Annotated in this window: 24 protein-coding genes; 11 read left to right on the top strand and 13 right to left on the bottom strand. The window is 71.9% G+C overall.

Annotated elements, in window-relative coordinates:
* Entirely contained in the window at positions 1–3003 is a 3003-nt protein-coding gene (locus tag ACQPZF_RS08790; protein ID WP_433270089.1) for a BTAD domain-containing putative transcriptional regulator, read from the top strand.
* Between the two features lie 48 nt (positions 3004–3051).
* On the opposite strand, the gene ACQPZF_RS08785 is transcribed toward ACQPZF_RS08790, so the two are convergent.
* The 4 genes from ACQPZF_RS08785 to ACQPZF_RS08770 all read right to left on the bottom strand — a co-directional run bounded on the left by ACQPZF_RS08785 (position 3052) and on the right by ACQPZF_RS08770 (position 8255).
* Positions 3052–4182, bottom strand: coding sequence for a glycosyltransferase family 4 protein (locus tag ACQPZF_RS08785; RefSeq protein WP_433270087.1), 1131 nt, complete (start codon positions 4180–4182; stop codon positions 3052–3054).
* A 9-nt stretch (positions 4183–4191) separates the two neighbouring features.
* Positions 4192–5457 carry a basic secretory protein-like protein gene (locus ACQPZF_RS08780; RefSeq protein WP_433270085.1) on the bottom strand — a complete coding sequence of 422 codons (1266 nt, stop codon included), beginning with the start codon at positions 5455–5457 and terminating at the stop codon, positions 4192–4194.
* A gap of 115 nt (positions 5458–5572) precedes the next feature.
* Positions 5573–6604 (bottom strand): NlpC/P60 family protein, encoded by a 1032-nt coding sequence (locus ACQPZF_RS08775; RefSeq protein ID WP_433270083.1) that lies wholly within the window; start codon positions 6602–6604, stop codon positions 5573–5575.
* A gap of 301 nt (positions 6605–6905) precedes the next feature.
* Positions 6906–8255, bottom strand: a complete 1350-nt coding sequence (locus tag ACQPZF_RS08770; RefSeq protein ID WP_433270081.1) for an NYN domain-containing protein — start codon at positions 8253–8255, stop codon at positions 6906–6908.
* A 105-nt stretch (positions 8256–8360) separates the two neighbouring features.
* Here ACQPZF_RS08770 and ACQPZF_RS08765 point away from each other — a divergent pair, with 105 nt between their 5' ends.
* A complete protein-coding gene (locus ACQPZF_RS08765; RefSeq protein WP_433270079.1) occupies positions 8361–10076 on the top strand; it encodes a DEDD exonuclease domain-containing protein in 1716 nt (571 codons plus the stop codon).
* A 36-nt stretch (positions 10077–10112) separates the two neighbouring features.
* The gene (locus ACQPZF_RS08760) at positions 10113–10397 is read left to right on the top strand and encodes an Lrp/AsnC family transcriptional regulator (protein ID WP_433270077.1); all 285 of its coding nucleotides are present in this window, start codon (positions 10113–10115) and stop codon (positions 10395–10397) included.
* 144 nt (positions 10398–10541) lie between these two features.
* On the opposite strand, the gene qcrB is transcribed toward ACQPZF_RS08760, so the two are convergent.
* The 4 genes from qcrB to ctaE are packed head-to-tail and all read right to left on the bottom strand — an operon-like array spanning position 10542 to position 14795.
* Positions 10542–12212, bottom strand: a complete 1671-nt coding sequence (gene qcrB / locus ACQPZF_RS08755) for a cytochrome bc1 complex cytochrome b subunit (protein WP_433270075.1) — start codon at positions 12210–12212, stop codon at positions 10542–10544.
* Positions 12209–13333: a cytochrome bc1 complex Rieske iron-sulfur subunit gene (gene qcrA / locus ACQPZF_RS08750; RefSeq protein ID WP_433270074.1), complete on the bottom strand. Its 1125-nt coding sequence runs from the start codon at positions 13331–13333 to the stop codon at positions 12209–12211. The genes qcrB and qcrA overlap by 4 nt, the downstream gene beginning before the upstream one ends.
* Positions 13330–14139: a cytochrome bc1 complex diheme cytochrome c subunit gene (qcrC, locus tag ACQPZF_RS08745; RefSeq protein WP_433270072.1), complete on the bottom strand. Its 810-nt coding sequence runs from the start codon at positions 14137–14139 to the stop codon at positions 13330–13332. The genes qcrA and qcrC overlap by 4 nt, the downstream gene beginning before the upstream one ends.
* 47 nt (positions 14140–14186) lie before the next feature.
* Complete coding sequence (gene ctaE, locus ACQPZF_RS08740) at positions 14187–14795, bottom strand: aa3-type cytochrome oxidase subunit III (protein ID WP_433270070.1); 609 nt, start codon at positions 14793–14795, stop codon at positions 14187–14189.
* 83 nt (positions 14796–14878) lie between these two features.
* Between ctaE and ACQPZF_RS08735 the strand changes: the two genes are divergently transcribed.
* From ACQPZF_RS08735 to ACQPZF_RS08720, 4 genes are all read left to right on the top strand, one after another.
* Positions 14879–15277 (top strand): hypothetical protein, encoded by a 399-nt coding sequence (locus tag ACQPZF_RS08735; RefSeq protein ID WP_433270068.1) that lies wholly within the window; start codon positions 14879–14881, stop codon positions 15275–15277.
* A gap of 55 nt (positions 15278–15332) precedes the next feature.
* Entirely contained in the window at positions 15333–15743 is a 411-nt protein-coding gene (locus ACQPZF_RS08730) for a hypothetical protein (RefSeq protein WP_433270066.1), read from the top strand.
* Between the two features lie 5 nt (positions 15744–15748).
* On the top strand, positions 15749–16804 hold the full coding sequence (gene trpD, locus ACQPZF_RS08725) for an anthranilate phosphoribosyltransferase (protein WP_433270065.1): 1056 nt from the start codon (positions 15749–15751) through the stop codon (positions 16802–16804).
* A gap of 419 nt (positions 16805–17223) precedes the next feature.
* Entirely contained in the window at positions 17224–17892 is a 669-nt protein-coding gene (locus ACQPZF_RS08720; RefSeq protein ID WP_433270063.1) for a lysophospholipid acyltransferase family protein, read from the top strand.
* Positions 17893–18000: 108 nt separating this feature from the next.
* On the opposite strand, the gene ACQPZF_RS08715 is transcribed toward ACQPZF_RS08720, so the two are convergent.
* Positions 18001–18417, bottom strand: coding sequence for a cytochrome c oxidase subunit 4 (locus ACQPZF_RS08715; RefSeq protein ID WP_433270061.1), 417 nt, complete (start codon positions 18415–18417; stop codon positions 18001–18003).
* A 12-nt stretch (positions 18418–18429) separates the two neighbouring features.
* The gene (gene ctaC / locus ACQPZF_RS08710) at positions 18430–19362 is read right to left on the bottom strand and encodes an aa3-type cytochrome oxidase subunit II (protein WP_433270059.1); all 933 of its coding nucleotides are present in this window, start codon (positions 19360–19362) and stop codon (positions 18430–18432) included.
* A gap of 218 nt (positions 19363–19580) precedes the next feature.
* Between ctaC and asnB the strand changes: the two genes are divergently transcribed.
* The gene (gene asnB, locus ACQPZF_RS08705; RefSeq protein ID WP_433270057.1) at positions 19581–21509 is read left to right on the top strand and encodes an asparagine synthase (glutamine-hydrolyzing); all 1929 of its coding nucleotides are present in this window, start codon (positions 19581–19583) and stop codon (positions 21507–21509) included.
* 57 nt (positions 21510–21566) lie between these two features.
* Here the strand turns inward: asnB and ACQPZF_RS08700 are convergent, their stop codons facing one another.
* Positions 21567–22040: a MerR family transcriptional regulator gene (locus ACQPZF_RS08700; RefSeq protein ID WP_433270055.1), complete on the bottom strand. Its 474-nt coding sequence runs from the start codon at positions 22038–22040 to the stop codon at positions 21567–21569.
* Between the two features lie 81 nt (positions 22041–22121).
* Between ACQPZF_RS08700 and ACQPZF_RS08695 the strand changes: the two genes are divergently transcribed.
* On the top strand, positions 22122–23303 hold the full coding sequence (locus tag ACQPZF_RS08695) for an MFS transporter (protein ID WP_433270053.1): 1182 nt from the start codon (positions 22122–22124) through the stop codon (positions 23301–23303).
* 78 nt (positions 23304–23381) lie between these two features.
* Positions 23382–23555, top strand: a complete 174-nt coding sequence (locus ACQPZF_RS08690; protein WP_433270051.1) for a hypothetical protein — start codon at positions 23382–23384, stop codon at positions 23553–23555.
* A gap of 102 nt (positions 23556–23657) precedes the next feature.
* Here the strand turns inward: ACQPZF_RS08690 and ACQPZF_RS08685 are convergent, their stop codons facing one another.
* Together ACQPZF_RS08685 and ACQPZF_RS08680 are read right to left on the bottom strand one after the other, a co-directional pair.
* Positions 23658–24032: a HesB/IscA family protein gene (locus ACQPZF_RS08685; protein ID WP_433270049.1), complete on the bottom strand. Its 375-nt coding sequence runs from the start codon at positions 24030–24032 to the stop codon at positions 23658–23660.
* Positions 24033–24122: 90 nt separating this feature from the next.
* On the bottom strand, positions 24123–25148 hold the full coding sequence (locus ACQPZF_RS08680) for a glycerate kinase family protein (protein ID WP_433270047.1): 1026 nt from the start codon (positions 25146–25148) through the stop codon (positions 24123–24125).
* Positions 25149–25190: 42 nt separating this feature from the next.
* On the opposite strand from ACQPZF_RS08680, the gene ACQPZF_RS08675 reads away from it, so the two are divergent.
* Positions 25191–25826: a DUF3043 domain-containing protein gene (locus ACQPZF_RS08675; RefSeq protein WP_433270045.1), complete on the top strand. Its 636-nt coding sequence runs from the start codon at positions 25191–25193 to the stop codon at positions 25824–25826.
* Positions 25827–25925: the final 99 nt, after the last annotated feature.

Here is a 25925-nt window from a genome sequence, read left to right as displayed (position 1 = left end):
ATGGGGTCGGGGCCGTTGTTCGGGCTGCTCGGTCCTCTCGAAGTGCGCATCGACGGCGGCCCCGTGCCGGTCCGCGCGGGCAAGCACCGGGCGTTGTTGGCGGCGTTGTCCCTGCGTGCGGGCCGTGTGGTGGCGGTGAACGAGCTGGTCGCGTTCCTCTGGGGCGACGATCCGCCCGCCCGCACCAGGGGCACGCTGCAGACCTACGTCATGCGGCTGCGGCAACTGCTGGGCGACCCTTCGCTCATCCGCACCACCTCCGACGGCTACCGCCTGGTGGTGACGCCCGAGCAGGTCGACGTGCACCGCTTCACGACCGCCGCCGGTCTGGCCCGCCAGGCCGCGCAGGCCGGTGACCTCCCCCGCGCGGCGGACCGCTACGCCGAGGCGCTGAGCCTGTGGCGCGGCCCGGCGCTGGCGGACGTCCCGTCCGAGGCACTGCGGAACGACGAAGTGCCCCGCCTCGCCGAACGCCTGATGGTCGTCCACGAGGAGCGCAACGACGTCGAACTGGCGCTGGGCAACCACGAGCGGCTGGTGCCGGTGCTGCGCGGCCTCACCTCCGACCACCCGCTGCGGGAGAGGTTCTGGGCGCAGCTCATGGTCGCCCTCTACCGGGGCAGCCGGCAGGCCGAGGCGCTGGAGACGTTCCGCCGGGTGGACCGGATGCTGGCCGGCCAGTTGGGCATCGAGCCCGGTCCGGAGCTGCGCCGGCTGCACCAGGCGATCCTGGTCGGCGACCCGACGCTGGCCGCGCCCGCCGAGCCGCCCGACCCGGACGTGCCCGACGAGCTGCCGCCGGACGTGCCGGGGTTCGTGGGCCGCGCCGAGGTGGCCGACCGGATCACCCGGCTGATCGCGCCGGACGAGACCGGGACGGCGGTGCCGATCGTGGTGCTGACCGGGGTGTCCGGCGTGGGCAAGACGGCGCTCGCGGTGCGGCTGGCGCACCGGCTGCGGCGGCGGTTCCCCGACGGGCGGCTGTACGTGGACCTGCGCGGCTACCCGCCCGGTCCGGCGCTGGCCGTGGTGGACGTGCTGACCAGGTTCCTGCGGGCGCTGGGCGTGCCGCCGGAGCAGATCCCGGTGGACCCGGACGAGCAGAGCACGCTGTTCCGCTCGCTGCTGGCGGGCCGCCGGATGCTGCTGGTGCTGGACAACGCCGCCGCGCCGGACCAGGTCCGCCCGCTGCTGCCCGGTGCGGCCGGCTGCCCGGTGCTGATCACCAGCCGGGACGACCTGCGCGGCCTGATCGCCGTGGACGGTGCCCGCCGGGTGGCGCTGGGCGAGCTGACCGCGGCCGAGGCCCTGGAACTGCTGCGCCGCACCGGCCCGGCCGCCGGCGAGCTGGCCGAGCGCTGCGGACGCCTGCCGCTGACGCTGGCCGTCGCCGCCGCGGCGGTGGGCGGCGGCTCGGTGGCCCGCTACCTCGAACGCCTCGGCGACCGCCGGCCGGAGGAACTCGCGCACGCCGACCTGCCGCCCGCCGCCCGACGGCTGTTCCGCCTGCTCAGCGCCGTGCCGGGACCGGACTTCACGGCCGAGGCCGCCGCGAACGCCGCCGACCTGCCGGTGGACGCCGCCGCCGCGCTGCTGGCCCAGCTCGCCGCCGCGCGCCTGCTCCAGGCCCACGGCGGCCGGTACGCGTTCCACGACGAGCTGGCCCGGTTCGCCGCCGAACTCGCCGAGGACACCACGCAGGCGCGCATCCGGCTGCTCCGGTTCTACGTGCGCGCCGTCGACCAGTGCGCCGAACTGCTCTACCCGGACCTGATGCGGCTGCCCCCGACCGACGGCACGGCGGTGCGGCTGCCGCGCATCGAGACCGCCGCGCAGGCCAGGACGTGGCTGGACGCCGAGCGTGCGAACCTCACCGCCGCGATCCGGTCGGCCGCCGAGCACGGTCCGGCGGAGATCTCCTGGCGGCTCGCCGACGGCCTGCGCGGGTACCTGTGGATCGGCAAGCACGTCACCGAGTGGCTGACCACCGCCCGCTACGGCCTGGACGCGGCCCACGAGCAGCGCGACCGGGCGGGCGAGGCCGCGATGCGGCAGAACCTCGGCACCCTGCACTGGCGGCTGGGCGACTTCGAGACGTCCGTCGCGCACTACACGCGGGCCGTCGAGCTGCACCGGGCGTCCGGCGACCTGACGTCCGAGGCGGGGGTGCGCGGCGCGCTGGGCCTGGTGCGGCTGGACGCGGGCGACCTGGCGGGCGCGCGCAACGACCTGGAGACGTGCCTGGCCCTCCAGCGCGAGTCCGGCGGGCCCCGGTCCGGTGAGACCGGCGTGCTGACCGGTCTGGGCGTCCTGGCGATCGACACCGGCGAGCTGGCCGAGGCGGAGGACCTGCTCGGCGAGGCGCTCGCGGTGAGCGTGGCGAACGGCCTGCGCGCCGGCGAGATCTCCGCCCGCACCCTGCTCGGCATGACCGCGCAGCTCATGGGCGAGCCGCGGCGGGCATTGGCGCAGCTCGCCGAGGCGCTGCGGCTGAGCCGGGAGTCGGGGTTCCGGGCGTCCGCCGCGCGGGCACTGGAGACCATGGCCGGCGTGCGGCTGGACCTCGGCGAGCACCTGGCCGCGCTGCGGCTGGCGGAGCAGGCGCTGGCCGAGCTGAAGGACGACGGCGACCAGCGGGTGACCACGAACGTGCTGGTGGTGATGGCATCGGTGAACCGGGGGCTGAACAACCTGCGCACCGCCGACGAGCAGTTCCAGCAGGCGCTCACCAAGGCACGGCACATCGCGTACCGGTTCGGCGAGGCCAGGGCGCTGGTGGGGCTGGCCTCGGTGCGGCGGCTGCGGGGCGCGGCGGCCGAGGCGAAGTCGCTGTGCGAGCAGGCCTTGGCGCTGACCGTGTGGCAGGGCCTGCGGATCGTCGAGGGGACGGCGCGGGCGGAACTCGCGGCCGTGCACCTGGCCCTGGGCAACCACACCGCGGCGGCCGAGCAGGCAGAGCAGGCGCGGGAACTCCAGACCCAGACCGGCCACCGCCGGGTCTAGCCGGCAGGTCGGCGCGTCAGCCCTCGCGACAGCCGGCGAGTCGGCGAGTCAGCCGCCGATCAACCCCGCGAGCCGCGCGGCCAGGTCGTCCCAGCGCCACTCGCGGGTCACCCACTCCCGGCCGGCCTGCCCCATCTTCGCCGCCAGGTCCGGGTCCGCCAGCAGCCGGCCGACCTCGGCGGCCACCGCGGCAACCGCACGGCCGTCCACCACGGCGCCGGTGATCCCGTCCCGCACGGTCTCCGGCGCGCCACCGGACCGCCCGGCCACCACCGGCAGCCCGGTCGCCGAAGCCTCCAGGTACACGATCCCGAGACCTTCGACGTCGAGCCCGCGACCGCGGGTCCGGCACGGCATGGCGAACACGTCGCCGGCGTTGTAGTGCGCGGGCAGCTCCGACCACGGCACGGACCCGGTCAGCACCACGTGGTCCTCGACGCCGACGGCGGATGCCAAGCGCGCCAACGACTTCCGGTACGGGCCGCCGCCGACCAGCAGCAGTGCGGCGTCCGGCGCCCGCCGCCGGATCTCGGGCAGCGCCCGCACCAGCACGTCCTGCCCCTTGCGCGGCACCAGCCGCGACACGCACACCACCACCGGCCGGTCGCCCAGCCCGTACCGGGCGCGGATGTCCTGCCGCGCAACGGGATCCGGTGCGAACACCGACGTGTCCACCCCGGACGGCAGGTGCTCCAGAGCCGCCATCGGCCCGAACGCGGCGGAGAACCGGGAACGCGTGTACCGGCTCACGAACGTCACCACGTCCACAGCGGACCCGATGGCGCGCAACGACTGCCGGGCCGCCGGCAGCATCGACCAGCCGACCTCGTGCCCGTGCGTGCTGGCCACCACCCGCTGCGCGCCCGCGTCCCGCAGCCACGGCGTGAGCAGCGCCAACGGGGCCGCCGCGCCGAACCACACCGCCTCGCACCGGTTCGACCGCATGATCTCCGACGCCCGCCGCAGCACGTCCGGCGTCGGCAGCATCAGCGTCCCGGGGTGCCGCACCACCTCGAACGGCTGCGCGGCGTCGAACTCCGGGTGCGACCCCGCCGGCGACTCCCAGGACGGCGCGTACACCACCAGCTCCGGCAGCCGCGTCGCCAGCGCGTGCAGGTAGGCCTGGATGCCCCCGGGGCGGGGCGGGAAGTCATTGGTCACCAGGAGGGTCCGACGCACGGCCCCACGTTACGGGAACGTCGCCCGCAGGAATTCCCGCCAGCCCCGCACCAGTTCCGCGACGTCCACCCCGGCCGTCTCCAGCACCAGGGCGTCCATCCGCGGCCCGGTCAGCCGCCCCGCCCGCGCGATCCGCCGGTACATGTCCACCAGCCCCGGCTCGCCGAGCCGCTGCGCCAGGTACAGGTTGAGCGACCACGACTCCTGGTAGGCCAGCTCCATGGTGGGGCCCCGGAACCGCGCGTCGGACGGCAGCTCCGCCGGCGGCGCGGTCCGCACCTGAGCGGCCAGCGCGGGCGCGGCCTTGTGCGGCGGCACGTCGCTGCCCCGGTAGCCCACGTAGTCCGCGAAGCCCTCCAGCAGCCACATCGGGGCGCCGTCCACGGTCTCGCCGCGGGCCGCGATGTGCGTGATCTCGTGCCGCAGCAGCACGCGCAGCGACAGCGGCGACAGGGCGCTCGCGCCGGCCACGTTCAGCACCACCCGCTGGCCCTGCGCGGTGTGCGTCTGCGGGTCCACCCGGTCGGCCACCGCGACGCCCGCGATGGACCCGTCCGCGAACCCCGGTCCCACCAGCGCCTGCAACTCCCGCGCGTCGGCCGGGATCAGCACGGCCACCTGGCGCGCCCACGCCGGACCCCACACCTCGGTCACGGTGGCCACGGCGGTGTCCAGCTCGGCCAGCACGCGCGCGGCCAACGCCTCGCCGCCGGGGTGGCTGAGCACGAACCCGCCCGTGCCGGTCAGCACGTGGCACGGCCCGAAGTCCCACGGCCCGCGCCAGGTGCGCTTGCCCACCGCCTCCAGCGCGGTGTCCGAGTTGAGGTACCACCGGTCGCCGCGCCGGGTGAACAGGTAGGCCATGGCCTGCGTGCTGGACGTGGCGTCGACACCGCGCAGCCGATAGGCGAGCCGGACACCGGGCGCCCACGACTCGTCGGCGGCGGGCAGCCGGACGGCGGCGAGGTTCGTCTCGCCCTCGATCCGGTACTCCCAGTCACCCAGCGGCACGGCCGCGAGGTTGCGGAACAGGTCGCGCTGCCGCTGTCGGAAGTCCGCGTCGGCCGAAGGGTCCAGGTCGGCGGTGAACGCCGTCTCGTCGCGCTCCAACACAGCGCGGGCCCGGCGGTCCAGCAGGTCGCGGATCGCGGGCTCGCGCGGGTCCACGACGGTCGCGGACGAGGCCGGCGGGTCGCTCGGCGCCACGGCCAGCGTCAGCCCGGACAGGAACGCCACGGCTGCCAGCGCGGCGAGCAGGACCCGGAAGCGGCTCACGCTTCTCCAAAGTAGTCGGCAGGGCCGTCCCGGGTCGGGGCGGCCCTGCCGGCTCCGGTCGGCTCTCGGCGCGGGGCGTCGCGGAACCCGCTACGCCCCGCGCCGCTCCGGAACGTCAGCCCTCGATGCGGCGCATCGCGTAGATGGAACCGGGGTTCTCCAGCGGCACGATCTTCACCGGCACGCCTTCGGTCGACGCGTGCACGACGCTGCCGTTGTCCACCGCCATGCCGACGTGGTTGCCGCCGTTGTAGATGATCAGGTCGCCCGCCCTGACCTCGGCGCGGGTCACCGCGCGCCCGGCGCCCGCCTGGCCGTTGCTGGTGCGCGGGATGGTCACGCCGGCCGACGCGTAGGCCTTGGAGGTCAGACCGGAGCAGTCCCACTGGTCCGGGCCGGTCGCGCCGTACCGGTACGAGTCACCGCGCTGATCCAGCGCGAACGCCAGCGCCGCGCCGGCCGTGCCGGACGGCACCGAGATGTCCGACCGGTCGCCGGGGTCGTTCAGCACCGCGCGCTCGCTGCTGTTCAGCCGGTTGAGCTGCGTGCGCACCTCTTCGATCTGGCCGTTCAGCTCGTCCTGGCGCTTCTTGACGTCGTCGGCGATCTTCGTCGACTCGTCGGTCGCCCGCTGCGCGCGCCCCTGGGCGTCCGCCGCCGCCGACTTCGCCGCCTCGGCCGAGTCGACCGCGCCGGCCAGCTTGTCCAGCGCCTCGCCGTTGTCCGCGGCCAGCACGCCCAGCGCGGACATCCGGTTCAGGAAGTCCTGCTGGGAGTCGCTCACCAGCAGCGCCGAAAGCTGGTTGAACCGCGCGCCCTCAAAGGACGCCTCGGTCAGCTTGTCGACCTGGACGCGGAACGTCTCCTCGTCCTGCCGGGCCTGGTCACCTGCCTGGGCGGCCTGCGCGAGATCCGCGTTCGCCTGGTCGAGCAGGCCCTGGTTGGTGTCGCGCTGCTCTTCCGCGCGCAGCAGCTCCTCGTTGAGCTTCGTGGCCTGTTCGGCCAACTCGTTGTACTTCTTGAGCGCATCGGAAGCCGTGTTCGGCTGAGCTCCGGCGGGTACGGGCATGACGCCCACCGCCGCGGCGGCCACCGCCGTGGCCGCGATCGCCCCGCGCACACCGCGCTTGAGTCGTTGCGACGCCACAGTCGCGTGTCACTCCTAACGTATGAACCGCCTGCCGGTCGGGCGTGCGTGTCCGCACCTGCCCGACTGATCTGGCTAGTTGCTCCGGCTCGGCACCCCGACAGGCCGATTCGGCGGTGAACTCGCGTCGCCGGCCAGGATGGACGGCTGCCCGCCGCGAGATCTCGGCTAGGTTACGAAAGGTGAGGCCCTGCGTCCACCCACAGGTGCCGGAAATCCTTCCGAGTTGGCAACGATCCTCGTTCGGTCGACGCCTGACCTCGGGGTGTGACCATTTGTGGTGTCAAAAACACGATGTGTGTCACACCCTGCCCAATCGGGCCAACAGCACGGCGGACGGCACCGGGTGCGCGCCCCGCCGTCGGACGGAGTCCGCGACCGCCCGGTCGGACGTCACGACGACCACCGGACGGCCCTCCGGCTCCGCCGTGACAAGCGCGCGGATCACGTCGTCGGCCAGCACGCCGGGATCGCTGAACAGGACCCGGACGCCCCGCGGCGCGCTGGTCGGCACCGCGACCACGCCCGCGCCGTCGAACACGAGGGTCACCTCCGCGCCGGTCCGGGCCGCCAGCACCGCCAATTGGTGCACCAGGCGGTCCCGTTGGTCGGACAGGGAAAGCTCGGGATAGCCGGTCTTCGTGACGTTGTAGCCGTCCACGATGAGGTGCACGGCGGGGAGCGCCAGGAGGCGGTCCAGCGCGGCCGGGGCCTCGACCCGGCCCACCGCGCCCTGCGCCGCGCTCGCGCCGCGCACCAGGTCCGCCGGCCGCGGTCCCGCACCGCCCAGGGCCAGTTCCCGGCGCAGGCCGTTCACCGCGCCGTCCAGCGTGTCGACCAGGAGCGCCAGCCGGACCTCGTCGGCCTGGCGGGCCTCCTTGGCGGACTGGCGGGCCACCTCGGCGTCCGACTCGGCGCGCTGCGCCTTGGCCCGCTCGTGCTCGGCCCGCTCGCGTTCCCGGTCGCGCTCGGCGGTGAGCCTGCGGACCTCCGCCTCGGCCTCGACCCGCGCCCGGTCGGCTTCGGCCTGCGCCAGCTCGGCCCGGTCCTTCGCCTCCCGCAGGCGCACGCCCTGCTCGCGCAGGCGTTTGCGGAGCCGTTCCAGCTCCACCTCGGCCTCTTCGCGGATCTTGTCCGTGACGCTGGTGGACTCCGCCCGCTCCGCCTGGAGCCGCTCCAGCTCCTGTTCCAGCCGTTCCGCGCGCTGCACGGCGCTGTCGCGCTCGGTGCGGAGGGTCGCCTCGGTGGCGCGCCTGGTCACCAACTCGATGAAGTGCGCCGCGACCTCCTCGCCCTGCAGGACGGCCGCCGCGCCGGCCGCGACCGGGTCCGGCGAGGTGACTTCCAGGGCGGCGGGGCGGTTGCGCTGCAACCACTCCACCACGGCGGCCCGGAAGTTGGACGAGCCGCGGAGGCCCGCGATCAGCGCCCCGCCGCCGAGCCGGGCGCGCTTGGTCGGCGCGAACCGCGCGACCGCCCGGAGGTGTTGGGGCACGTCCACTTTCGCCAGGTCGCCCAAGGCGTCCGCGCTCAGTTCGGCCAGGCGGGCGCGCAGCGGCTCCGGCAGCGCCCCCCAGTCCACAGTGGACTCGACGGGCGGGTCCGGCTCCCCGGTCACGAGCTCGTCGGAAGGCGCTATCGGGTCTTGCACCCGTACAGGCTACGGCCCCGTGACCGTTGACACCGACTCCGACGTCGCGGTGGCCGGCCTGCGGGAATCGAAGATTGTCGTACCCCGTCGCTACGGTGCGCGGCGATGACTACTCCGGCACCCGCCCAGCTTTCGTTCGACGAGCTGGGCACCCCGTTGCGGGACACCACTTTCGTCGTGTTCGACCTGGAGACGACGGGTGGCAGCGCGGCCGAGGACGCGGTCACCGAGATCGGCGCGGTGAAGGTCCGGGGCGGCCGGGTGCTGGGCACGTTCTCCACCCTGGTCGACCCGGAGCGCGGTATTCCACCGCAGGTGGTGGCGCTGACGGGCATCACCCAGTTCATGGTCACAGGTGCGCCACGATTGTCGGCGGTGCTGCCGGCGTTCCTCGAATTCGCCGCCGGGGCGGTGCTCGTGGCGCACAACTCGGGGTTCGACGTGGGGTTCCTGAAGGCCGCGTGCGAGCGGCACGGCTACCACTGGCCCCGGCCCACCGTGGTGTGCACGGTGAAGCTCGCCCGCCGGGTGCTGTCCCGCGACGAGGCCCCGAGCTGCCGCCTGTCCGCGCTCGCCGAGCTGTTCCGCGTCGGCACCGTCCCCGACCACCGCGCGCTGAACGACGCGCAGGCGACCGTGGAAGTCCTGCACCACCTGCTGGAGCGGGTCGGTTCCGTCGGCGTGCACTCGCTGGAGGAACTGGTCGCCTACCTGCCGGAGGTGACGCCCGCCCAGCGGCGGAAGCGGGAACTCGCCGCGCACCTGCCCTCGTCACCCGGCGTGTACCTGTTCCGCGGCCCGAACGAGGAGGTGCTGTACGTCGGCACGGCTTCGGACCTCCGCAGGCGGGTGCGGCAGTACTTCACCGCCGCCGAGGGCCGGCGGCGGCTGCGCGAGATGGTCGCGCTGGCGGTCCGGGTCGACGGGGTGGTGTGCGCGCACTCCCTGGAGGCGGAGGTGCGGGAGCTGCGGCTGCTGACCGCGCACAAGCCCGCGTACAACCGGCGGTCCAAGAACGCGGGCGGGTGGTGGTGGCTGACGCTGACCGACGAGCCGTTCCCCCGGCTCTCCCTCGTCCGGACGCCGCGCTCCGGCGCGATCGGCCCGTTCCGGTCCCGGAGGCTCGCCGAGGCGGCCCAGAACGCCCTGCTCGAAGCCGTGCCGCTGCGGGCGTGCTCCCAGCGCATCCCGGCCCGGAACCCGAGCGGCACGCCCTGCGCCCTGTACGAGCTGGGCCGCTGCAAGGCGCCGTGCGCTGGGCGGCAGTCGGTGGCCGAGTACTCCCCCGCCGTGGTGTCGCTGCGGGCGTTGGTGGCCGGGGACGACACGACACCCCTCCGGACCATGGCCGCCCACCTGGAGACGCTGTCCGGGACGCACCGCTTCGAGGACGCCGCCACCCATCGTGATCGGCTGGCCGGTCTGGTCCGGGCCCTGGACCGGGGTCAGCGCCTGGCCGGGCTGGCGGCCCTGCCGGAGCTGGTGGCCGCCCGCCCGGACGGCTCCGGGGGCTGGGAGTTCGCGGTGGTGCGGCACGGGCGGCTCGCGTCCGCCGGGGTGGCCCGCCGCGGCACCCGGCCGATGCCCGTGGTGGACGCCCTGGTCGCGTCCGCCGAGACCGTCCAGCCCGACGACGGGCCGCTGCACGGCGCGCCACCCGAGGAGACGTCGGTGGTGCTGCGCTGGCTGGACCGGCCGGGCACCCGCCTCGTGCACTGCGACCGCCCGTGGACGTCCCCCGCGCACGCGGCGGGGGCCTGGCGGTCCTGGGTGGAGCGCGCGGAGGCCGGCCGGGACCAGTACCGGATCACGGGCCACTAGCATGTGGACACCCCGACCTTGACCGAGGAGGACGCCGTGATCACCGCGATCGTGTTGATCCAGGCCGCTGCCGAAACCATCCCGGACGCGGCGCAGGCGATCGCCGACATCGAAGGCGTCACCGAGGTGTACTCCTGCGCCGGTGACGTGGACCTGATCGCCCTGGTGAAGGTCGCCCGCCACGAGGAGCTGGCGGAGCTGGTCCCGGGCCACATCTCCAAGGTCCCCGGCGTGCTGAACACCGACACCCACATCTCGTTCCGGTCCTACTCGAAGCGGGACACGGAAGCGGCGTTCTCCATCGGCCTGGACGACGCCTGACTCCCGGGCCGGCCTGGTACCGGCGCAGCCCGGCCCCGGAACAGTCCGACCTCCGGCACAGCCCGGCTCCCGGAACACCGAGAAGGCCCCCGCACCGGATTCGCGTGCGGGGGCCTTCTCGTAGCTGTCTCAGCTTTCGGTGGCTCAGTCCTCCGGCTGCGCGGGCTTGCCCGCCAGCTCGCCCGCCGGCTTGTTCTCCGCCGTGAGCGCGTCCTTCGCCCCGCCCGTCTCCTGGCGGGCACGGGCCAGGGCGGCCGTCTCCTCCGGGGCGTCCGGCGTCAGGAAGCTGCCGGGCACCGGGTGGCCGGCCGAGCCGAGCTTGTTCATCTTCTTCGGCACCGGGGCGCCCTGGTAGGCCAGGGGCAGCGGGTGGCCGTGGTCGTCCACCGGGCCCAGCGGCTGGTGGACCTCGATGAACTCGCCGTGCGGCAGGCGCTTGATGATGCCGGTCTCGACGCCGTGTTCGAGCACCTCGCGGTCGGCGCGCTGGAGGCCGATGCAGATCCGGTAGGTCAGGAAGTACGCGACCGGCGGGATCACCAGGAGCCCGATGCGGCCGATCCACGTCGTCGCGTTCAACGAGATGTCGAACTTGAACGCGAAGATGTCGTTGGCGCCCATGACCAGCAGGACCATGAAGTACGAGATGGCCATGACGCCGAGCGACGTCCGGACCGGCACGTCGCGCGGCCTCTGGAGCAGGTTGTGGTGCGCGTAGTCCTTGGTCATCTTCCGCTCGATCCACGGGTACACCGCCGCGATGCCGGTGAGCAGCGGCAGGCCGAGCATGAACGGCAGGAACGGCGCGGGCACCGTGTAGTCGCCCAGGTACAGCTCCCAGGCGGGCCAGATGCGGACCAGGCCGTCCGTCCAGCCCATGTACCAGTCGGGCTGCGAGCCCGCCGACACCTGCGCCGGGTTGTACGGACCCAGGTTCCAGATCGGGTTGATCTGGAAGATGCCGCCCATGATCGCGATGACCGCGACGACGACCGCGAAGAAGCCGCCGCCCTTGGCCGCGAACACCGGCATGATGCGCACGCCGACGACGTTGGTCTCCTTGCGGCCCACGCCGGGGAACTGGGTGTGTTTCTGGTACCAGACCAGGCCCAGGTGGACGGCGATCAGGGCGAGGATGATGGCCGGGATCACCAGGATGTGCAGCGTGTAGAGCATCGGGATCAAATCGGTGCCGGGGAACTCGCCGCCGAAGGCCAGCCAGTTCAACCAGGTGCCGATGACCGGGATCGAGATCAGCAGGGCCGCCATCACGCGCAGGCCGGTGCCGGACAGCAGGTCGTCGGGCAGCGAGTAGCCCAGGAAGCCCTCGATCGCGCCGAGCATGAACAGCAGGATGCCGATGACCCAGTTGATCTCACGTGGACGCCGGAAGGCGCCGGTGAAGAAGATCCGGAACATGTGGATGACGATCGCGCCCATGAACAGCAGCGCCGCCCAGTGGTGCACCTGGCGCACGAACAGACCGCCGCGCACCTCGAACGAGATGTCCAGCGTCGACTCGTACGCGCGGGACATCTCGACGCCCTGGAGGTTGGCGAAGGCGCCCTGGTAGGTGACCTCCTCCATGGAGGGGTCGAAGAACAGCGCCAGGTACGTGCCCGACAGCAGCAGCACGATGAAGCTGTACAGCGCGATCTCGCCGAGCAGGAACGACCAGTGCGTCGGGAAGACCTTGTTCAACTGCTTGCGCATGCCGCCGGCCATGTGGAACCGGTCGTCCGCCCACTTCGCCGCACCACCCGCCGCGCGGGCGGCGGCGCTCTGCCGCTTTGTCGGCGTGGTGATGCCGCTCATGACTTACGCTCCCAGAACGCCGGACCCACAGCCTCGATGAAGTCGCCGCGGGCAATCAAGTATCCGTCCTCGTCCACCGTGATGGGAAGCTGGGGCAGGGCACGGGTTGCCGGGCCGAACCGGGGCTTGCCGTAGTGGAAGACGTCGAACTGCGACTGGTGGCACGGGCACAGCAGCAGACCGGTCTGCTGCTCGTACAGCGAGGTCGGGCAGCCCAGGTGGGTGCAGATCTTCGAGTACGCGTAGAAGTCGCCGTAGTTGAAGTCCTCTTGGCCGTCGCGCTTGACGACCTGCTGGCCGGGGCGCAGCCGGATGAGCATCACCGGGTTGTCGGACCGCTTCAGCGCGTGGACCAGGGCTTCCGCGTCGTGCCGCTCGGACTCGCGGAACGGGAACACCGTCTCGAAGCCGCCCGCGTCCAGGTCCTCCGGGCGGACCAGCTCGACCTCGTGGAACTTGCCGGTGTGGCGGCGCAGGTAGATCTTCTCGCCGTTCTCGGCCTTCCAGCCGGTGTGCCACAGCGAATCCTTGGAGTCGCTGTGCGCCCACGGGTTCTTGACCAGCGCGCCGAGCGGCACGGCCAGCACGCCCAGGCCGAACACGCCCGCGCCGAGGCCGGCGGTGCGCTTGATGAGCGACCGGCGGGCGATGCCGGAGCGGTTGCCCGCGTCGGACAGCTCGGCGAGCACCGTGGCCTTGTCGACCTCGGGCGAGCCGCCGTCGTGGCGCTGCTGGACGGCCAGCTCCTCCGGGATGAACTTCTTCGTGTACAGCAGCGCGCCGACGCCCAGGGCGAGGATCGACAGGCCGAGCGTGAAGCCGATGACCGGCGTGTACAGGCTGTACAGGAAGTGGGACTCGGACTCCGGGGCCTTGTAGCGCCACGGCCAGAACACGAACGCGACGAGGAACGCCAGCCCGGAGAGGGCGGCGATGGCGAACCAGAGGGCCACGCCGCGCTCGGCGCGCCGCTCCGCGCGGGTGCCCTTGACCGGCCACCGCTCCTCGTAGTGCACCAGCTCGACGCCGTCGAGGTTCGTGCCGAGCTTGACCAGCTCGTCCCGGTTCATCCCGGCGAGCGCGGCCTCGTCGGGCAGATCCTTCGGCTTCTCGCCGCTCATGCCTTGGCTCCGATCCAGAGGGCCACGCCGATCAGGGCGGCGATACCCACGATGAACGCGATCAGACCCTCCGATACCGGCCCCAGGCCGCCGAGGGGGGCGCCGCCGGGGTTGTTGTTCCCGTCGGTCACCGACTTGATGTAAGCGATGATGTCTTCCTTCTCCTCCGGCGTGAGCTGCCGGTCGGAGAACTTCGGCATGTTCTGCGGGCCGGTGAGCATCGCCGTGTAGAGCTGCTCCTCCGACACGCCGTCCAGCTCGGGCGCGAACTTGCCGGACGACAGCGCCCCGCCGCGACCGGTGAAGTTGTGGCACGCCGCGCAGTTGAGCCGGAACAGCTCGCCGCCGCGGGCCGGGTCCTCGCCGCGCAGCGCCTCGCCCCGTTCCCCGGGGGTCTGCGGGCCGCCGCCGCGGGACTGGATGAACGCGCCGAGCGCGTCGATCTCCTCCGGGGTGAACACGGCGGGCTTGCGCTGGGCCTGGGCCTCCTGGCGGGCCATCGGCATGCGGCCGGAGGACACCTGGAAGTAGACGGCCGCCTCGCCGACGCCGATGAGGCTCGGGCCCCGGTCCTGGACGCCGTCGAGGTTCTTGCCGTGGCAGGAGATGCAGGTGTTGTTGTAGAGCTGCTCGCCCAGCCGCACCTGCGCCGGGTCGTCCTGCGCCTGCGCGGTCTGCGGCTGCGGCGCCAAGGCGCTGAACAGGAAGCCCGCGGACAGCAGCGCGAAGCCCAGCGCGAGCAGGCCCGAGATCCGCCTGCGCAGCTTGGTGCCGCGCTTCCGGGCCCGTGTGGTGTTGGTGGTCATGTGTGCGGCAACCCTTGCTGGTGTGAGTTCGGGGTTCGTGCTGGTCGTCAGGGCACGATGTAGATGACGGCGAACAAGCCGATCCAGACGACGTCGACGAAGTGCCAGTAGTAGGACACGACGATCGCCGAGGTCGCCTGGGCGGGGGTGAACTTGCTCAGCTTCGTGCGGACCAGCAGGTAGCCGAACGCGATCAGGCCGCCGATCACGTGCAGGCCGTGGAAGCCGGTCGTGAGGTAGAAGACCGTGCCGTAGGCCGAGCCGGGGATGGTGGTGCCCTCGTGGACGAGGTTGATGTACTCACCGGCCTGGCCGGCGACGAAGATCGCACCCATGACCAGCGTCACCAGGTACCAGCGGCGCAGACCGAACACGTCACCGCGCTCGGCGGCGAACACGCCCCACTGGCAGGTGAACGACGAGGCCACCAGGATGATCGTGAAGAACAGTGCGTAAGGCACGTTCAGGTGGGTCGGTGCCGGGGGCCACGGTCCCTCGTTCTGGGCCTTCACCGTGAAGAACATGGCGAAGAGCCCCGCGAAGAACATGAGCTCACTGGACAGCCAGACGATCGTGCCGACGCTGACCATGTTCGGGCGGTTCAGCGAGTGCACGCGCTGGCCGATGGAGGGCGCTGCCGTTGTCACACGACGCATTATTGCTTGCAGGTTTTCGCTCCGCCCATCGGGTCCGGGGCTGTTCGGCGGGTCATCCTGGTCACACGGGCGGTGAGGTCGTCATGGGGTTGTTGCGCCGGTGGCGTGATCGACGTGCGCGTCGGGGCGAATCCGCACTGGAGATCGATTCACCCGACCTGGTGGTCGTGGTCGAGGCGTTCGACGTCGCGGAGGCCGATTCGGCGGCGCTGGCGCGGTCGCCGCGGTGGCGGCCGTCGGCTCCGGCGGTGCTCCGGCACCACCTCGTGCTGCCGCCTGACCAGGCCGAACGTGCTCGGGAGCTGCTCGCGCCGGACGGCTGGGAACTGCGCGACGGTGACGTTTCCCACGCGCTGCGCGTGCAGGTGCTGACCGCGCTGTCCTGCGCTCAGGAGCGGTCGCGGATGGCGAGCCTCGCGCAGCGGCTGGGCGGCGACTGGATCGGCTGGGACGCTCTCCAGGTCCCGCAAGGGTCCGCATAGGTGGGCCGGATAACATCACCCCACCTGGCACCCGACCCGGCCGGAGGATCACGAGATGAGCACGCAGACGACCAGGATCCTGGTGTTCAGCCACCGCCCCGAGGTGCGTGAGACGATCATCACCGCGGTGGGCCGCCGTCCCGCGCCGGACCTGGGCCGGGTGGAGTACGTCGAGGCGGGCGCGATCGCCGACGTCCTGTACGAGATGGACAACGGGGGCGTCGACCTGGTGATCCTGGACGGCGAGGCGCAGCCCACCGGCGGCATGGGCCTGTCCCGCCAGCTCAAGAACGAGATCACCGACTGTCCCCCGATCGTGGTGGCGGTGCGCCGCAAGGACGACCGGTGGCTGGCGACCTGGTCGCAGGCGGACGCGGTGCTCGTGCACCCGCTGGACCCGCTGGCCGCCGCCGAGACCGTGGCCGAGGTGCTGCGCTCGACGGTCGTGCCCGCGGTGAGGGGCTGACCGCCATGACCGAGCGGACGTGGCCGTTACTGCTCAACCAGCTCATCGACCGCGTGGACCTCTCGGAGGACGACACGGGCTGGGCGATGGACCAGATCATGTCCGGCGCGGCGACCCCGGCGCAGGTGGGCGGCTTCGCGGTGGCGCTGCGGGCGAAGGGCGAGACGCCCGAGGAGGTCGACGGCCTCGCGACCGTGATGCTGAAGTACGCCCGCCGGTTCACGGTGGACGTGCGCGCGGCGGACATCGTCGGCACCGGCGGCGACAGCTCGGGGTCGGTGAACATCTCGACCATGGCGACCCTCGTGACAGCGGCGGCCGGCGTGCCGATCGTGAAGCACGGGAACCGCGCGGCGTCGTCCAAGTGCGGCACGGCGGACGTGCTGGAGGCCCTCGGCGTGGCGATCGACCTGCCACCGCTGGGCGTCCGGACGACCGTGGAGGAACTGGGCATCGGCTTCTGCTTCGCCCCGGTCTTCCACCCGGCGTTCCGCCACACGGCCGCGCCGCGCCGCGAACTCGGCATCCCGACGTCGTTCAACCTGCTCGGCCCGCTGACCAACCCGGCGCAGCCCGGGGTGGGCCTGATCGGCTGCGCCCGCGCGGCGGCGGCCCCCCTGATCGCCGGCGTGTTCGCCCGCCGCGGGAACACCGCGCTGGTGGTGCGCGGCGACGACGGCCTGGACGAGATCACCACGACGACGACCACATCCGTGTGGGTGGCCGACGGGGGGACGGTGCGGACCGATCGGATCGACCCGTCCGCGCTGGGCGTGCGGCCCGCGCTGCCGGACGACCTGAGGGGCGGGGACGCGGCGGTCAACGCCGAGGTCGTGCGGGAACTCGTGGCCGGCAAGCCCGGCGCCGTGCGGGACGCCGTGCTGCTCAACGCGGCCGGTGCGATCGCCGCGCACAGCGGGTTGAGCGGTGACCTGCACGCCGATCTGGCGGCTTCGCTGGGCAGGGCCGGGGAGGCGGTCGACTCGGGTGCGGCGGCGGATCTGCTGCGGCGCTGGGCGGCTCGTTCGACGGAGCTGAAGGCGCAACTCGCCGACGCCTGACGGCCCCGACCACTTTGCGCTTCCGGCACTTGCGCCTCCGGTCTGCGAGCACCACAACACCCGAACGCGCAACTCGCCGCCAACACACGACTCGCCCGAGCCCGAACGACCAACACGCCGTCAACAGGCAACTCGCCGAGCCCGAACGCGCAACTCGCCGTCAACGCGCAACACGCCGAGCACAAACAACCAACTCGCCGCCAGCTCACAACACGCCGAGTCCGAACGACCAACACGCCGCCCCAAACACTGCGGCGACCTGCGACCTGCGGCCTCAGCTCGAAGCCCAGGAATTGTCGGTGCCCCGTGGGACGATGGAACCGGGGGCCGGAGGCCAAGCCCGGCACCGAACCAGCCGAGGTGTGAGGTTTCAGCCACCTTTTTACCGGCGAGTAACACGTTCGGGGGATGCTGTCCCCATGCTCTACACGGTGATGAAGCGGGTGGTGGCGCCGACGGCGCGCCTGGTCTGGCGGCCCGAGGTCGAGGGGCTGGCGAACGTCCCGACGAACGGCCCCGTCATCCTCGCCCCGAACCACCTGTCGTTCATCGACAGCATCGTGATCCCGATGGTCGTCCCGCGCCGCGTCTCGTTCCTCGCCAAAGCCGAGTACTTCGAGGGCACCGGCATCAGAGGAACCCTTTCCCGGTACTTCTTCGGCTCCCTGGGCCACGTTCCGGTACGCCGGGGTATCGGAAGGGCTGCCAGGGCCTCCCTGGACACCGCGGCGGACATCCTGGCCGGCGGCGGTGCGTTCGCGATCTACCCGGAGGGCACCCGTTCACTGGACGGCCGCCTGCACCGGGGCCGCACGGGCGTCGCCCGCATGGCGCTCGAATCGGGCGCGCCGGTCGTCCCGGTAGGCCTGATCGGCACCGACCAGGTCCAGCCGGTGGACGCGAAACTCCCTCGCATCCGTCCCGTGACCATCAGGTTCGGCAAGCCGCTCGACTTCTCCCGGTACGCCGGGATGCACGAGTCGCTGCCCGTGCTCCGCTCCGTCACCGACGAGATCGTGTACCGGATCCTCGAACTCTCCGGCCAGGACTACGTCGACCGCTACCAGGGCTCCGACAAAGCCGCCTGACAAAGCCGCCTGACAAAGCCACCCGGAACGAAGCCGCCGGAACGAAGCGCCCGAAAGCAACGGGGCCGCCTCCCCCGAAAGGAGAGACGGCCCCGCGAAAGATCAAGCTCAGTCGTGGCTCGGACCGGTGTGGTACTCGAACACCAGGCCGCCGACCGCGATCAGCACCAGCACCACGCCGATCACCAGCAGCCACACGTGCCAGAACGCCAGCGCCACGCCCGACGTCGCGGCGGCTGCCGCCAAGGCGATCGGCCAGTACGAGCCGGGGCTGAAGAAGCCCAGCTCACCGGCACCGTCGGAGACCTCCGCGTCCGCGTTGTCCTCGGGCCGCACCTCGATGCGCCGGGCCACGAAGCGGAAGTACGTGCCGACGATCAGCGCCAGGCCGCCGGTCAGCGCCAGGGCCACCGTGCCGGTCGGCTCGACGGCGCCCGTGTCGGCCCACGTCCAGTAGCCGTAGACCACGGCCACCAGGAACGAGAACGCCATCACCAAGTCGAAAATACGGGCTTCGACCTTCATCGCAGCGTCCTCCTACTTCCCGCCGCCGGACGCCTCGCGGACGGTCCGGTCGGTGTCGAAGGGCTTGGTCGTGACCGCGTGCGGCGTGCACAGCTCGCCGCAGTCCAGCTCCGTCAGCGCCTCGGCGGCGGTGTACGGCTGGCCCGTCTGCGGGTTGTTCTTCGCGCGCAGCGACATGTACCGGTCGAACACGGCCGGCTCCAGCGCGCGGACCTCGAAGTTCATCACCGCGTGGTACGTGCCGCACAGCTCGGCGCAGCGGCCGACGAACGAGCCCGTCCGGTCGATCTGGCTGATCTCGAAGACGTTGTCCTGGTTGTTCTTGCGCGGCGCCGGGAACACGTCCCGCTTGAAGTGGAACTCCGGCACGTAGAACGAGTGGATGACGTCGGTGGACTCCAGGTTGAACCGGACCGACCGGCCCTGGGGCAGCACCAGCAGCGGGATCTCACCGGACGAGCCGACGGTGCTCACCGCCTGGCCGTCCCGGTCGGTCTTGAACTCCGGGTACTGGAACTCCCAGTTCCACTGGAACGCGATCACGTCGACCGTCACGTCCGGGTCGTCGGTCTTGTTCGTGACGTAGTTCTGGGTGACCGCGGTGAAGTAGAACAGCACCGCGACGATGATCGTCGGCACGACGATGAGGACGAGCTCCAGCGGCAGGTTGTAGGCCACCTGGCGGGGCAGTTCCTCGCTCTTCTTGCGGTGGAACGCGATCGACCAGAGGATCAGCCCCCAGACGATCACCCCGACCGCGAGCGCGGCGACGACCGACCAGGTCCACAGCTCGCGCATCCGCTCGGCCTGCGGCGTCACGGCCACCGGCCAGCCGAAGCGCAGCACCTCTTCCGTGGAGCAACCCGTGGCCCCGACGCCGACCAGGCCGACCAGCCCGACGACCTTCGTCAGCCGCGCTGCCCTGGTGCCCTCCTTCAGGCCCACTGCTCGCCGCCTCCTCGTTGAAAGCTCACCGCCGCCAGGAAGCGGCAACCAGACGCAGGCAAGGGCGAACCTCGACCCCTTGCCGGATCATGCGGGAGCGTAACTCAGCCAAGGGGTGGGCACCCCTCGGGGGCGGCACCGTGCGGTGCAGTTTCGGTCACACGACAGGGCCCCGGCATACTGGGAGCTTCTCCACACCCCACGAAAGGTGCGACGGCGTGTGCGGCCTGGTTGGACTGGTTTGCCCTGGCGAGAACGAAGCCGAGCAGGGGCGCTCGGCGGTGGCCGCCGCGATGCGCTGCCAGCGGCACCGCGGCCCCGACGAGACGGGCACCTGGCAGGGCGGCGAGGTGGTGTTCGGGTTCAACCGGCTGGCCATCATCGACATCGAGCACTCCCACCAGCCGCTGCACTGGGGCCCGCCGGAGCTGCCCGGCCGGTACACCATCAACTTCAACGGTGAGATCTACAACTACCTGGAGCTGCGGGCGGAGCTGACCAAGCAGTTCGGCGCGGTGTTCGCCACCGACGGCGACACCGAGACCATCGTCGCGGCCTACCACTACTGGGGCCCGGCGGCGGTGGCGAAGCTGCGCGGCATGTTCGCGTTCCTGATCTGGGACTCCGAGCGCAAGGTCGTGTTCGGCGCGCGAGACCCGTTCGGCATCAAGCCGCTGTACTACGCGTCCGGCCCAGGCGGGGTGGCGTTCTCCAGCGAGAAGAAGTCGGTGCTGGAGCTGGCGCCGACCCTGGGCATCCGGCCCGAGCTGGACCGCAAGGCGCTCCAGCACTACCTGATCCTCCAGTACGTGCCCGAGCCCGAGTCGCTGCACGGCCAGATCCGCCGGGTGGAGTCGGGCACGTCGTTCACCGTGCGGCCGGGCAGCGAGCCGGTGTTCGAGCGGTACTTCCCGGCCACGTTCCGGCCGCGCGTCGTGCACGGCGACGCGGACGCGAACCGGCTGTACGACGAGATCACCGAGGCGCTGCGGGACTCGGTGGCCAAGCACATGCGGGCGGACGTGACGGTCGGCTCGTTCCTGTCCGGCGGCATCGACTCGACGGTGGTCGCGGCGCTGGCCAAGGAGCACAACCCGGACCTGATCACGTTCACCACGGGGTTCGAGCGGTCCGGGTACTCCGAGATCGACGTGGCGGCCGAGTCGGCGGCGGCGATCGGCGTGAAGCACGTGGTCCGGGCGGTGACGGCGCAGGAGATGATGGACGCCCTGCCGCTGATCACCTGGTACCTGGACGACCCGGTGGCGGACCCGGCGCTGGTGCCGCTGTGGTTCATCGCCCGCGAGGCGCGCGAGCACGTGAAGGTCGTGCTGTCCGGCGAGGGCGCGGACGAGCTGTTCGGCGGCTACACGATCTACCGCGAGCCGCTGTCGCTGGCCCCGTTCGAGAAGGTGCCGGGCGCGCTGCGCAAGGCCATGGGCAAGGTGTCCACGAAGATCCCGCAGGGTGTGCGCGGCAAGGACCTGCTGCGGCGGGGCGCGCTGACCCTGGAGGAGCGCTACTACGGCAACGCCCGGATCTTCCTGGACGACCAGTTGCGGCAGGTGCTGCGCACCTACGACCCGAACGTGTCGCACCAGGACGTGACCGCCCAGCCGTACCGCGAGTCGCAGGGCTGGGATCCGGTGACCCGGATGCAGCACGTGGACCTGTTCACCTGGCTGCGCGGTGACATCCTGGTCAAGGCCGACAAGGTGACCATGGCGAACTCGCTGGAGCTGCGGGTGCCGTTCCTGGACCCCGAGGTGTTCCGGATCGCGTCCCAGGTGCCGTCGGAGCTGAAGCTCACCCGGGAGACGACCAAGCACGCGCTGCGCCGGGCGATCCGCGACATCGTGCCCGCGCACGTGCTCAACCGGCGCAAGCTGGGCTTCCCGGTGCCGATCCGGCACTGGCTGAAGGACGAGATGCACGAGTGGGCGATCGACATCGTGCGCAAGTCGCAGACCGAGCAGTACCTCGACAAGGGGGCCGTGCTGCGGGTCATCGAGGAGCACCGGTCCGGGGTGGCGGACCACAGCCGCCGCATCTGGGCGCTGCTGGTGTTCATGATCTGGCACGGCATCTTCGTCGAGGGCCGCATCCGCCCGGTGGTGCCGGAGCCGCACTACCCCGTCAAGCTCTGACCACGTCCGGCTGAGCAGCCCCCGGCACCCGCGCCGGGGGCTGCTCCCGTTCCGGGCTCACACGCCGGCGGTCACGCCCGCAGGCGTTCCGGCGGTCACACCGGCAGGCGCTTCGGCGGGCACTGCCGCGCACTCCTCCGGCAGGTGCGCGGCCCGCTTGGTCCGCATGATCACCTCGATGTCCGCGACCAGCCGGGACAGGTGCGTCCGGCTGCGTTCCAGCGCCTCGATGCGCTGGTCGACGGTGGCGAGTTCGTCCTGGAGCATGTCCAGCAGCGGCACGCAGCCCGCCTCGTCCTCCGGCAGCTCGACCTCCTCGCCGAACGCGTGCGCGAGCACCAGCCGCGCCAGCCGCACGTTGAGACCGGAGGCGATCAGGCAGCGGACGCTGCGGACCCGTTCGACGTCGGCCTCGTCGTAGACGCGGTAGCGGGATTCGGTGCGCTGGGGCCTCAGCAGGCCCTGCTGGTCGTAGTAGCGCAGCATCCGCACGGTCGCACCGGTCCGCTCACTCAGCTCGCCGATCAGCATGTATTCCCTCCCGGGGGCAAAAGAGCCGTCGATCACCCAAGCTTGACCCTGACGTCAGTGTCACACTTTACGTTCAGTCCCGTGATCGCTCTCGTCCTGATGCTGTGCGCATTCGCCGTCGGCACCTCGGAGTTCATCGTCGTGGGCGTGCTGCCCGAGGTCGCCGCCGACCTCGACGTCGCCCTGCCGACCGCGGGCCTGCTGGTCACCGCGTACGCCGTGTCCGTCGCGATCGGCGGACCCGTCCTCACCGTCCTCACCGGCCGCCTGCCGCGCCGGTCCCTCCTGATCGCCGTCATGGCCCTCGCGCTGGTCGCCACCGCGGCGTGCGCGCTGGCCGGCGACTACACCACCCTGATGGCGGCCCGCATGGTCGCGGCGCTCGCCCAGGGCCTGTTCTTCGCGGTCGCCTCGCAGGTCGCGGTGGCCGCCGTGCCGCCGGAGAAGCAGACCGCCGCCATCGCCAAGGTGGTCAACGGCGTGGCGCTGTCCACCATCCTCGGCATCCCGATCGGCACGCTGATCGGCCAGAACTACGGCTGGCGGGCGTCGTTCGCGCTGGTCGCCGCCCTCACCCTGGTCGGCCTCGTCGGTGTCGTCCTGGGCGCGCCGAAGGTCGAGCACGAGCCCGACGCGGGCGTGCGGGCCAGCCTGTTCGCGTTCGGCAAGTCGACGGTCCTGCTCGGCCTGCTGACCACGATCCTGTCGTTCACCGGCATGATCACCGCGTTCACCTACGTCGCGCCGGCCCTGCGGGACGTCACCGGCTTCAGCCCGGCCTGGGTGACCGGCGTCCTGCTGATCTACGGCCTCGGCACCATGGTCGGCAGCACCATCGCCGGCCGCGTCCCGCCGGGCGCCATCGCGAAGGTGCTGCCCATCCCGCTGGCCGCGCTGACCGTGCTGCTGCTCGCCCAGGGCTTCCTGCTGGAGACGAGGGTGACGGCCGTCGTGGCGCTGTTCGTGCTCGGCGCGAGCGCGTTCGCGTCCGGCCCGCTGCTGCACACGTTTCTCATGGGCCAGGCGGGCTCGGCGGCAGGCCTGGTCGCGTCGGTGAACATCTCCGCGTTCAACGTGGCCGCGGCACTCGGCCCGATGATCGGCGGAGCGGTTATCACCAGCGGCCTCGGCCTCCAGTGGATCGCCGCCGTGGGCGCCGTGCCGACCATCCTCGGCGTGCTGGTGGCCCTGGTCATCGGCCGCCTGGTGCGCCGGGGCGCCGCACCGGCCGAACCGGCGCCGGTGGCCCTCGCGCACGTGTGACGGAAGACGACAGCCCTACCGCGCGGCTACCGCTCGGTAGGGCTGTTGTCAAGGCAAAAACCGGCTTACGGTCCCAGCGTGAGGAACACTGAGGCGGACACGCTGGACGAGTTGATCGACGACTGCACCGCGATGCCCGCGGAACTGCGCCCGACGACGGCCAAGGCACTGCCCGAGCCGAGGGCGGCGTCCCCGTGGCAGGTCACCGACGCCTGTGCCGCGCAGGTGGACGGCCTGGACGCCTACGTCTGACCCCGAGCACGACGACAAGGAAACGCGAACGGCCCCCGCCACCAGGCAGGGGCCGTTCGCGACAGCTCTGTCGAGCCGGCACCGCGTCGGCTCGGCTCGGACTCAGTGGAACGAGTCGCCGCAGGCGCACGAACCGCCCGCGTTCGGGTTGTCGATCGTGAAGCCCTGCTTCTCGATCGTGTCCACGAAGTCGATCACCGCGCCCTCGACGTACGGGGCGCTCATGCGGTCCACGGCCACCTTGAGGCCGCCGAAGTCGCGCAGGGCGTCGCCGTCCAGCGTGCGCTCGTCGAAGAACAACTGGTAGCGCAGGCCCGCACAGCCGCCGGGCTGCACGGCGATGCGCAGGTGCATGTCATCGCGGCCCTCCTGGTCGAGCAGCGCCTTGGCCTTCACGGCTGCCGCGTCGGTCAGCTTCACGCCGTGGGTGGGCGGTGCGTCAGGAGTCGAGGTGGCTGCATCCTGAGCGGTCGTCATGGCTCTCCCTCAGAGGTCCTTTGCGGGCATCTATTCCCAGCAAACACGGGTGGTACCCGCTTTGTTCCTTACCCCATGGTCCCACAGACGTCAGGACCGGGAGTGTGACCACTGCCTCGCCACGTCGGAGGCGAGGTCGGCCAAGGTCCCGGCCGGGTCACCCATGGACCGCGCCACGGACCCGGCGTGCTCGGCGACCGAGTACGCCTCCTGCACCCCGACCGCACCCGCCTCCCGCCGCCCCACGCTGACCTGCCCGGCGAGCACCAGACAGGGCGCCCCACGCTCGGCGGCCCCGCCGGCGACGGCTGTGACGAGCTTCCCGCGCAGCGACTGCCAGTCGAAACTCCCCTCCCCGGTGACGACGAGGTCGGCGCGGTCCAACGCCTCGTCCAACGACGTCAACCGCCGAACCACCCCGGCCCCCGACGTGACCTCGGCCCCCAACGCCATCAACGCCGCCCCGAGACCACCCGCCGCACCCGCCCCGGGCAGGTCCTTCACCCGGTCGAGGACAGCCATCCCGGCCAGCCGAGCCTCCAACCGCGCCACGACCTCCGGCGAGGCCCCTTTCTGCGGCCCGAACGTGTGCGCAGCGCCATGGGGCCCGAGCAGCGGGTTCTCCACATCCGAAGCAGCCACCAACCGGACGTCCACACCACCACCGACCACGCTCAGCAACCCCGCGCCACCGTCCGTGGTTGCCGACCCGCCAAGCCCCACGACGACCGTCCGAACCCCGGGAACCCCGGCCGCCGAGGCCACCAGCTCACCGACCCCCGTGGTGGTCCCGCTCTCGACTGTGAGAGCGCGCAGGTCTTCGGGAACGAGGTGCAACCCACAGGCCTGAGCCGACTCGATGTAGGCGGTGCCGTCGTGCTCCAGCCACACGGCAGCCACCGACTCACCACGGGGCCCGGAGACGGTCACCTCGTGCAGGACGCCACCCAACGCGGCGTGCAACACGTCGACGAACCCGGGCCCACCGTCAGCCAACGGCCGGAGCACCAGATCGTCGGCAGGCGCGGCCCGCCGCCACCCGGAGGCGATCGCCGCAGCAGCCTCGCGAGCACTCAACGTCCCACCGAAGCAATCCGGAGCAATAACAACTCGCACCTCGCGAAGGGTACGTAACCGACCATCTCCTACTCTGGGGGTGTGAGGTTCCTGCGCCGCAACGCCGACGAAGCCACCCCGACCGCCGATGACACCCCGGCGGAGGTGACGGCCGCCGACCCGGCGCGCACCCCAGGCAAGGGCAAGCCCACCCCGAAGCGCCGAGAGGCGGAGAGCAAACGCCGGGGCCCGGTCCCCCCGCCGCCGCGAACCCAGCGCGAGGCGCTCAAGCGGATGCGCGGCAACAAGAGCAAGGTCTCGAAGGAAGAACGCCGAGCCGCCGCCGTGGAACGCCGCCAACGCATGATGGCCGGCGAGGACAAGTACCTGCTCCCCCGCGACCGGGGCCCGGTCAAGGCGTACATCCGAGACCTGGTCGACTCCCGCCGCAACCTCATGGGCCTCTTCATGCCCCTGGCGATCCTGGTCTTCGTGGCCCTGCTGGTCCCGATGCCCGCCATACAGCAGTACGCAACCCTCGTGACGACGTTCATGCTGCTCGCGATGGTCGTAGAGGGCGTCGTCCTGGGCCGCCTGGTCACCAAGCGAGTAAGGGCGAAGTTCCCCACCGACACGAGCCGAGGCCTGTCGATCGGCTGGTACTCGTTCATCCGAGCCAGCCAACTACGCCGCCTACGCGTCCCCAAGCCCCGCGTCACCTACGGCGCGAAGGTCTGAAGCTTGACTCCGTCGGGAATCTTGGAGCAGCCGGCGTGTCGCGAAGGGTGACCGGTAGGTAACAGCAAGGCTTCCGGGGGTCGGTGAAGTCACATCGCC

The sequence above is a fragment of the Actinosynnema sp. CS-041913 genome (genome assembly GCF_050942485.1).
In the GTDB taxonomy this organism is placed as follows: Bacteria; Actinomycetota; Actinomycetes; order Mycobacteriales; family Pseudonocardiaceae; genus Actinosynnema.
Note: the sequence above shows the minus strand (reverse complement) of the source record. Positions and strands in the feature narration are given on the sequence as shown.

What these genes read in the sequence shown, in the direction of transcription:
- ACQPZF_RS08790 (WP_433270089.1), top strand. Translation starts at nt 1, where the DNA reads ATGGGGTCGGGGCCGTTGTTCGGGCTGCTCGGTCCTCTCGAAGTGCGC.
- ACQPZF_RS08765 (WP_433270079.1), top strand. Translation starts at nt 8,361, where the DNA reads ATGACTACTCCGGCACCCGCCCAGCTTTCGTTCGACGAGCTGGGCACC.
- qcrB (WP_433270075.1), bottom strand. Translation starts at nt 12,212, where the DNA reads ATGAGCGGCATCACCACGCCGACAAAGCGGCAGAGCGCCGCCGCCCGC.
- qcrA (WP_433270074.1), bottom strand. Translation starts at nt 13,333, where the DNA reads ATGAGCGGCGAGAAGCCGAAGGATCTGCCCGACGAGGCCGCGCTCGCC.
- qcrC (WP_433270072.1), bottom strand. Translation starts at nt 14,139, where the DNA reads ATGACCACCAACACCACACGGGCCCGGAAGCGCGGCACCAAGCTGCGC.
- ctaE (WP_433270070.1), bottom strand. Translation starts at nt 14,795, where the DNA reads ATGCGTCGTGTGACAACGGCAGCGCCCTCCATCGGCCAGCGCGTGCAC.
- ACQPZF_RS08735 (WP_433270068.1), top strand. Translation starts at nt 14,879, where the DNA reads ATGGGGTTGTTGCGCCGGTGGCGTGATCGACGTGCGCGTCGGGGCGAA.
- ACQPZF_RS08730 (WP_433270066.1), top strand. Translation starts at nt 15,333, where the DNA reads ATGAGCACGCAGACGACCAGGATCCTGGTGTTCAGCCACCGCCCCGAG.
- trpD (WP_433270065.1), top strand. Translation starts at nt 15,749, where the DNA reads ATGACCGAGCGGACGTGGCCGTTACTGCTCAACCAGCTCATCGACCGC.
- ACQPZF_RS08720 (WP_433270063.1), top strand. Translation starts at nt 17,224, where the DNA reads ATGCTCTACACGGTGATGAAGCGGGTGGTGGCGCCGACGGCGCGCCTG.
- ACQPZF_RS08715 (WP_433270061.1), bottom strand. Translation starts at nt 18,417, where the DNA reads ATGAAGGTCGAAGCCCGTATTTTCGACTTGGTGATGGCGTTCTCGTTC.
- ACQPZF_RS08700 (WP_433270055.1), bottom strand. Translation starts at nt 22,040, where the DNA reads ATGCTGATCGGCGAGCTGAGTGAGCGGACCGGTGCGACCGTGCGGATG.
- ACQPZF_RS08685 (WP_433270049.1), bottom strand. Translation starts at nt 24,032, where the DNA reads ATGACGACCGCTCAGGATGCAGCCACCTCGACTCCTGACGCACCGCCC.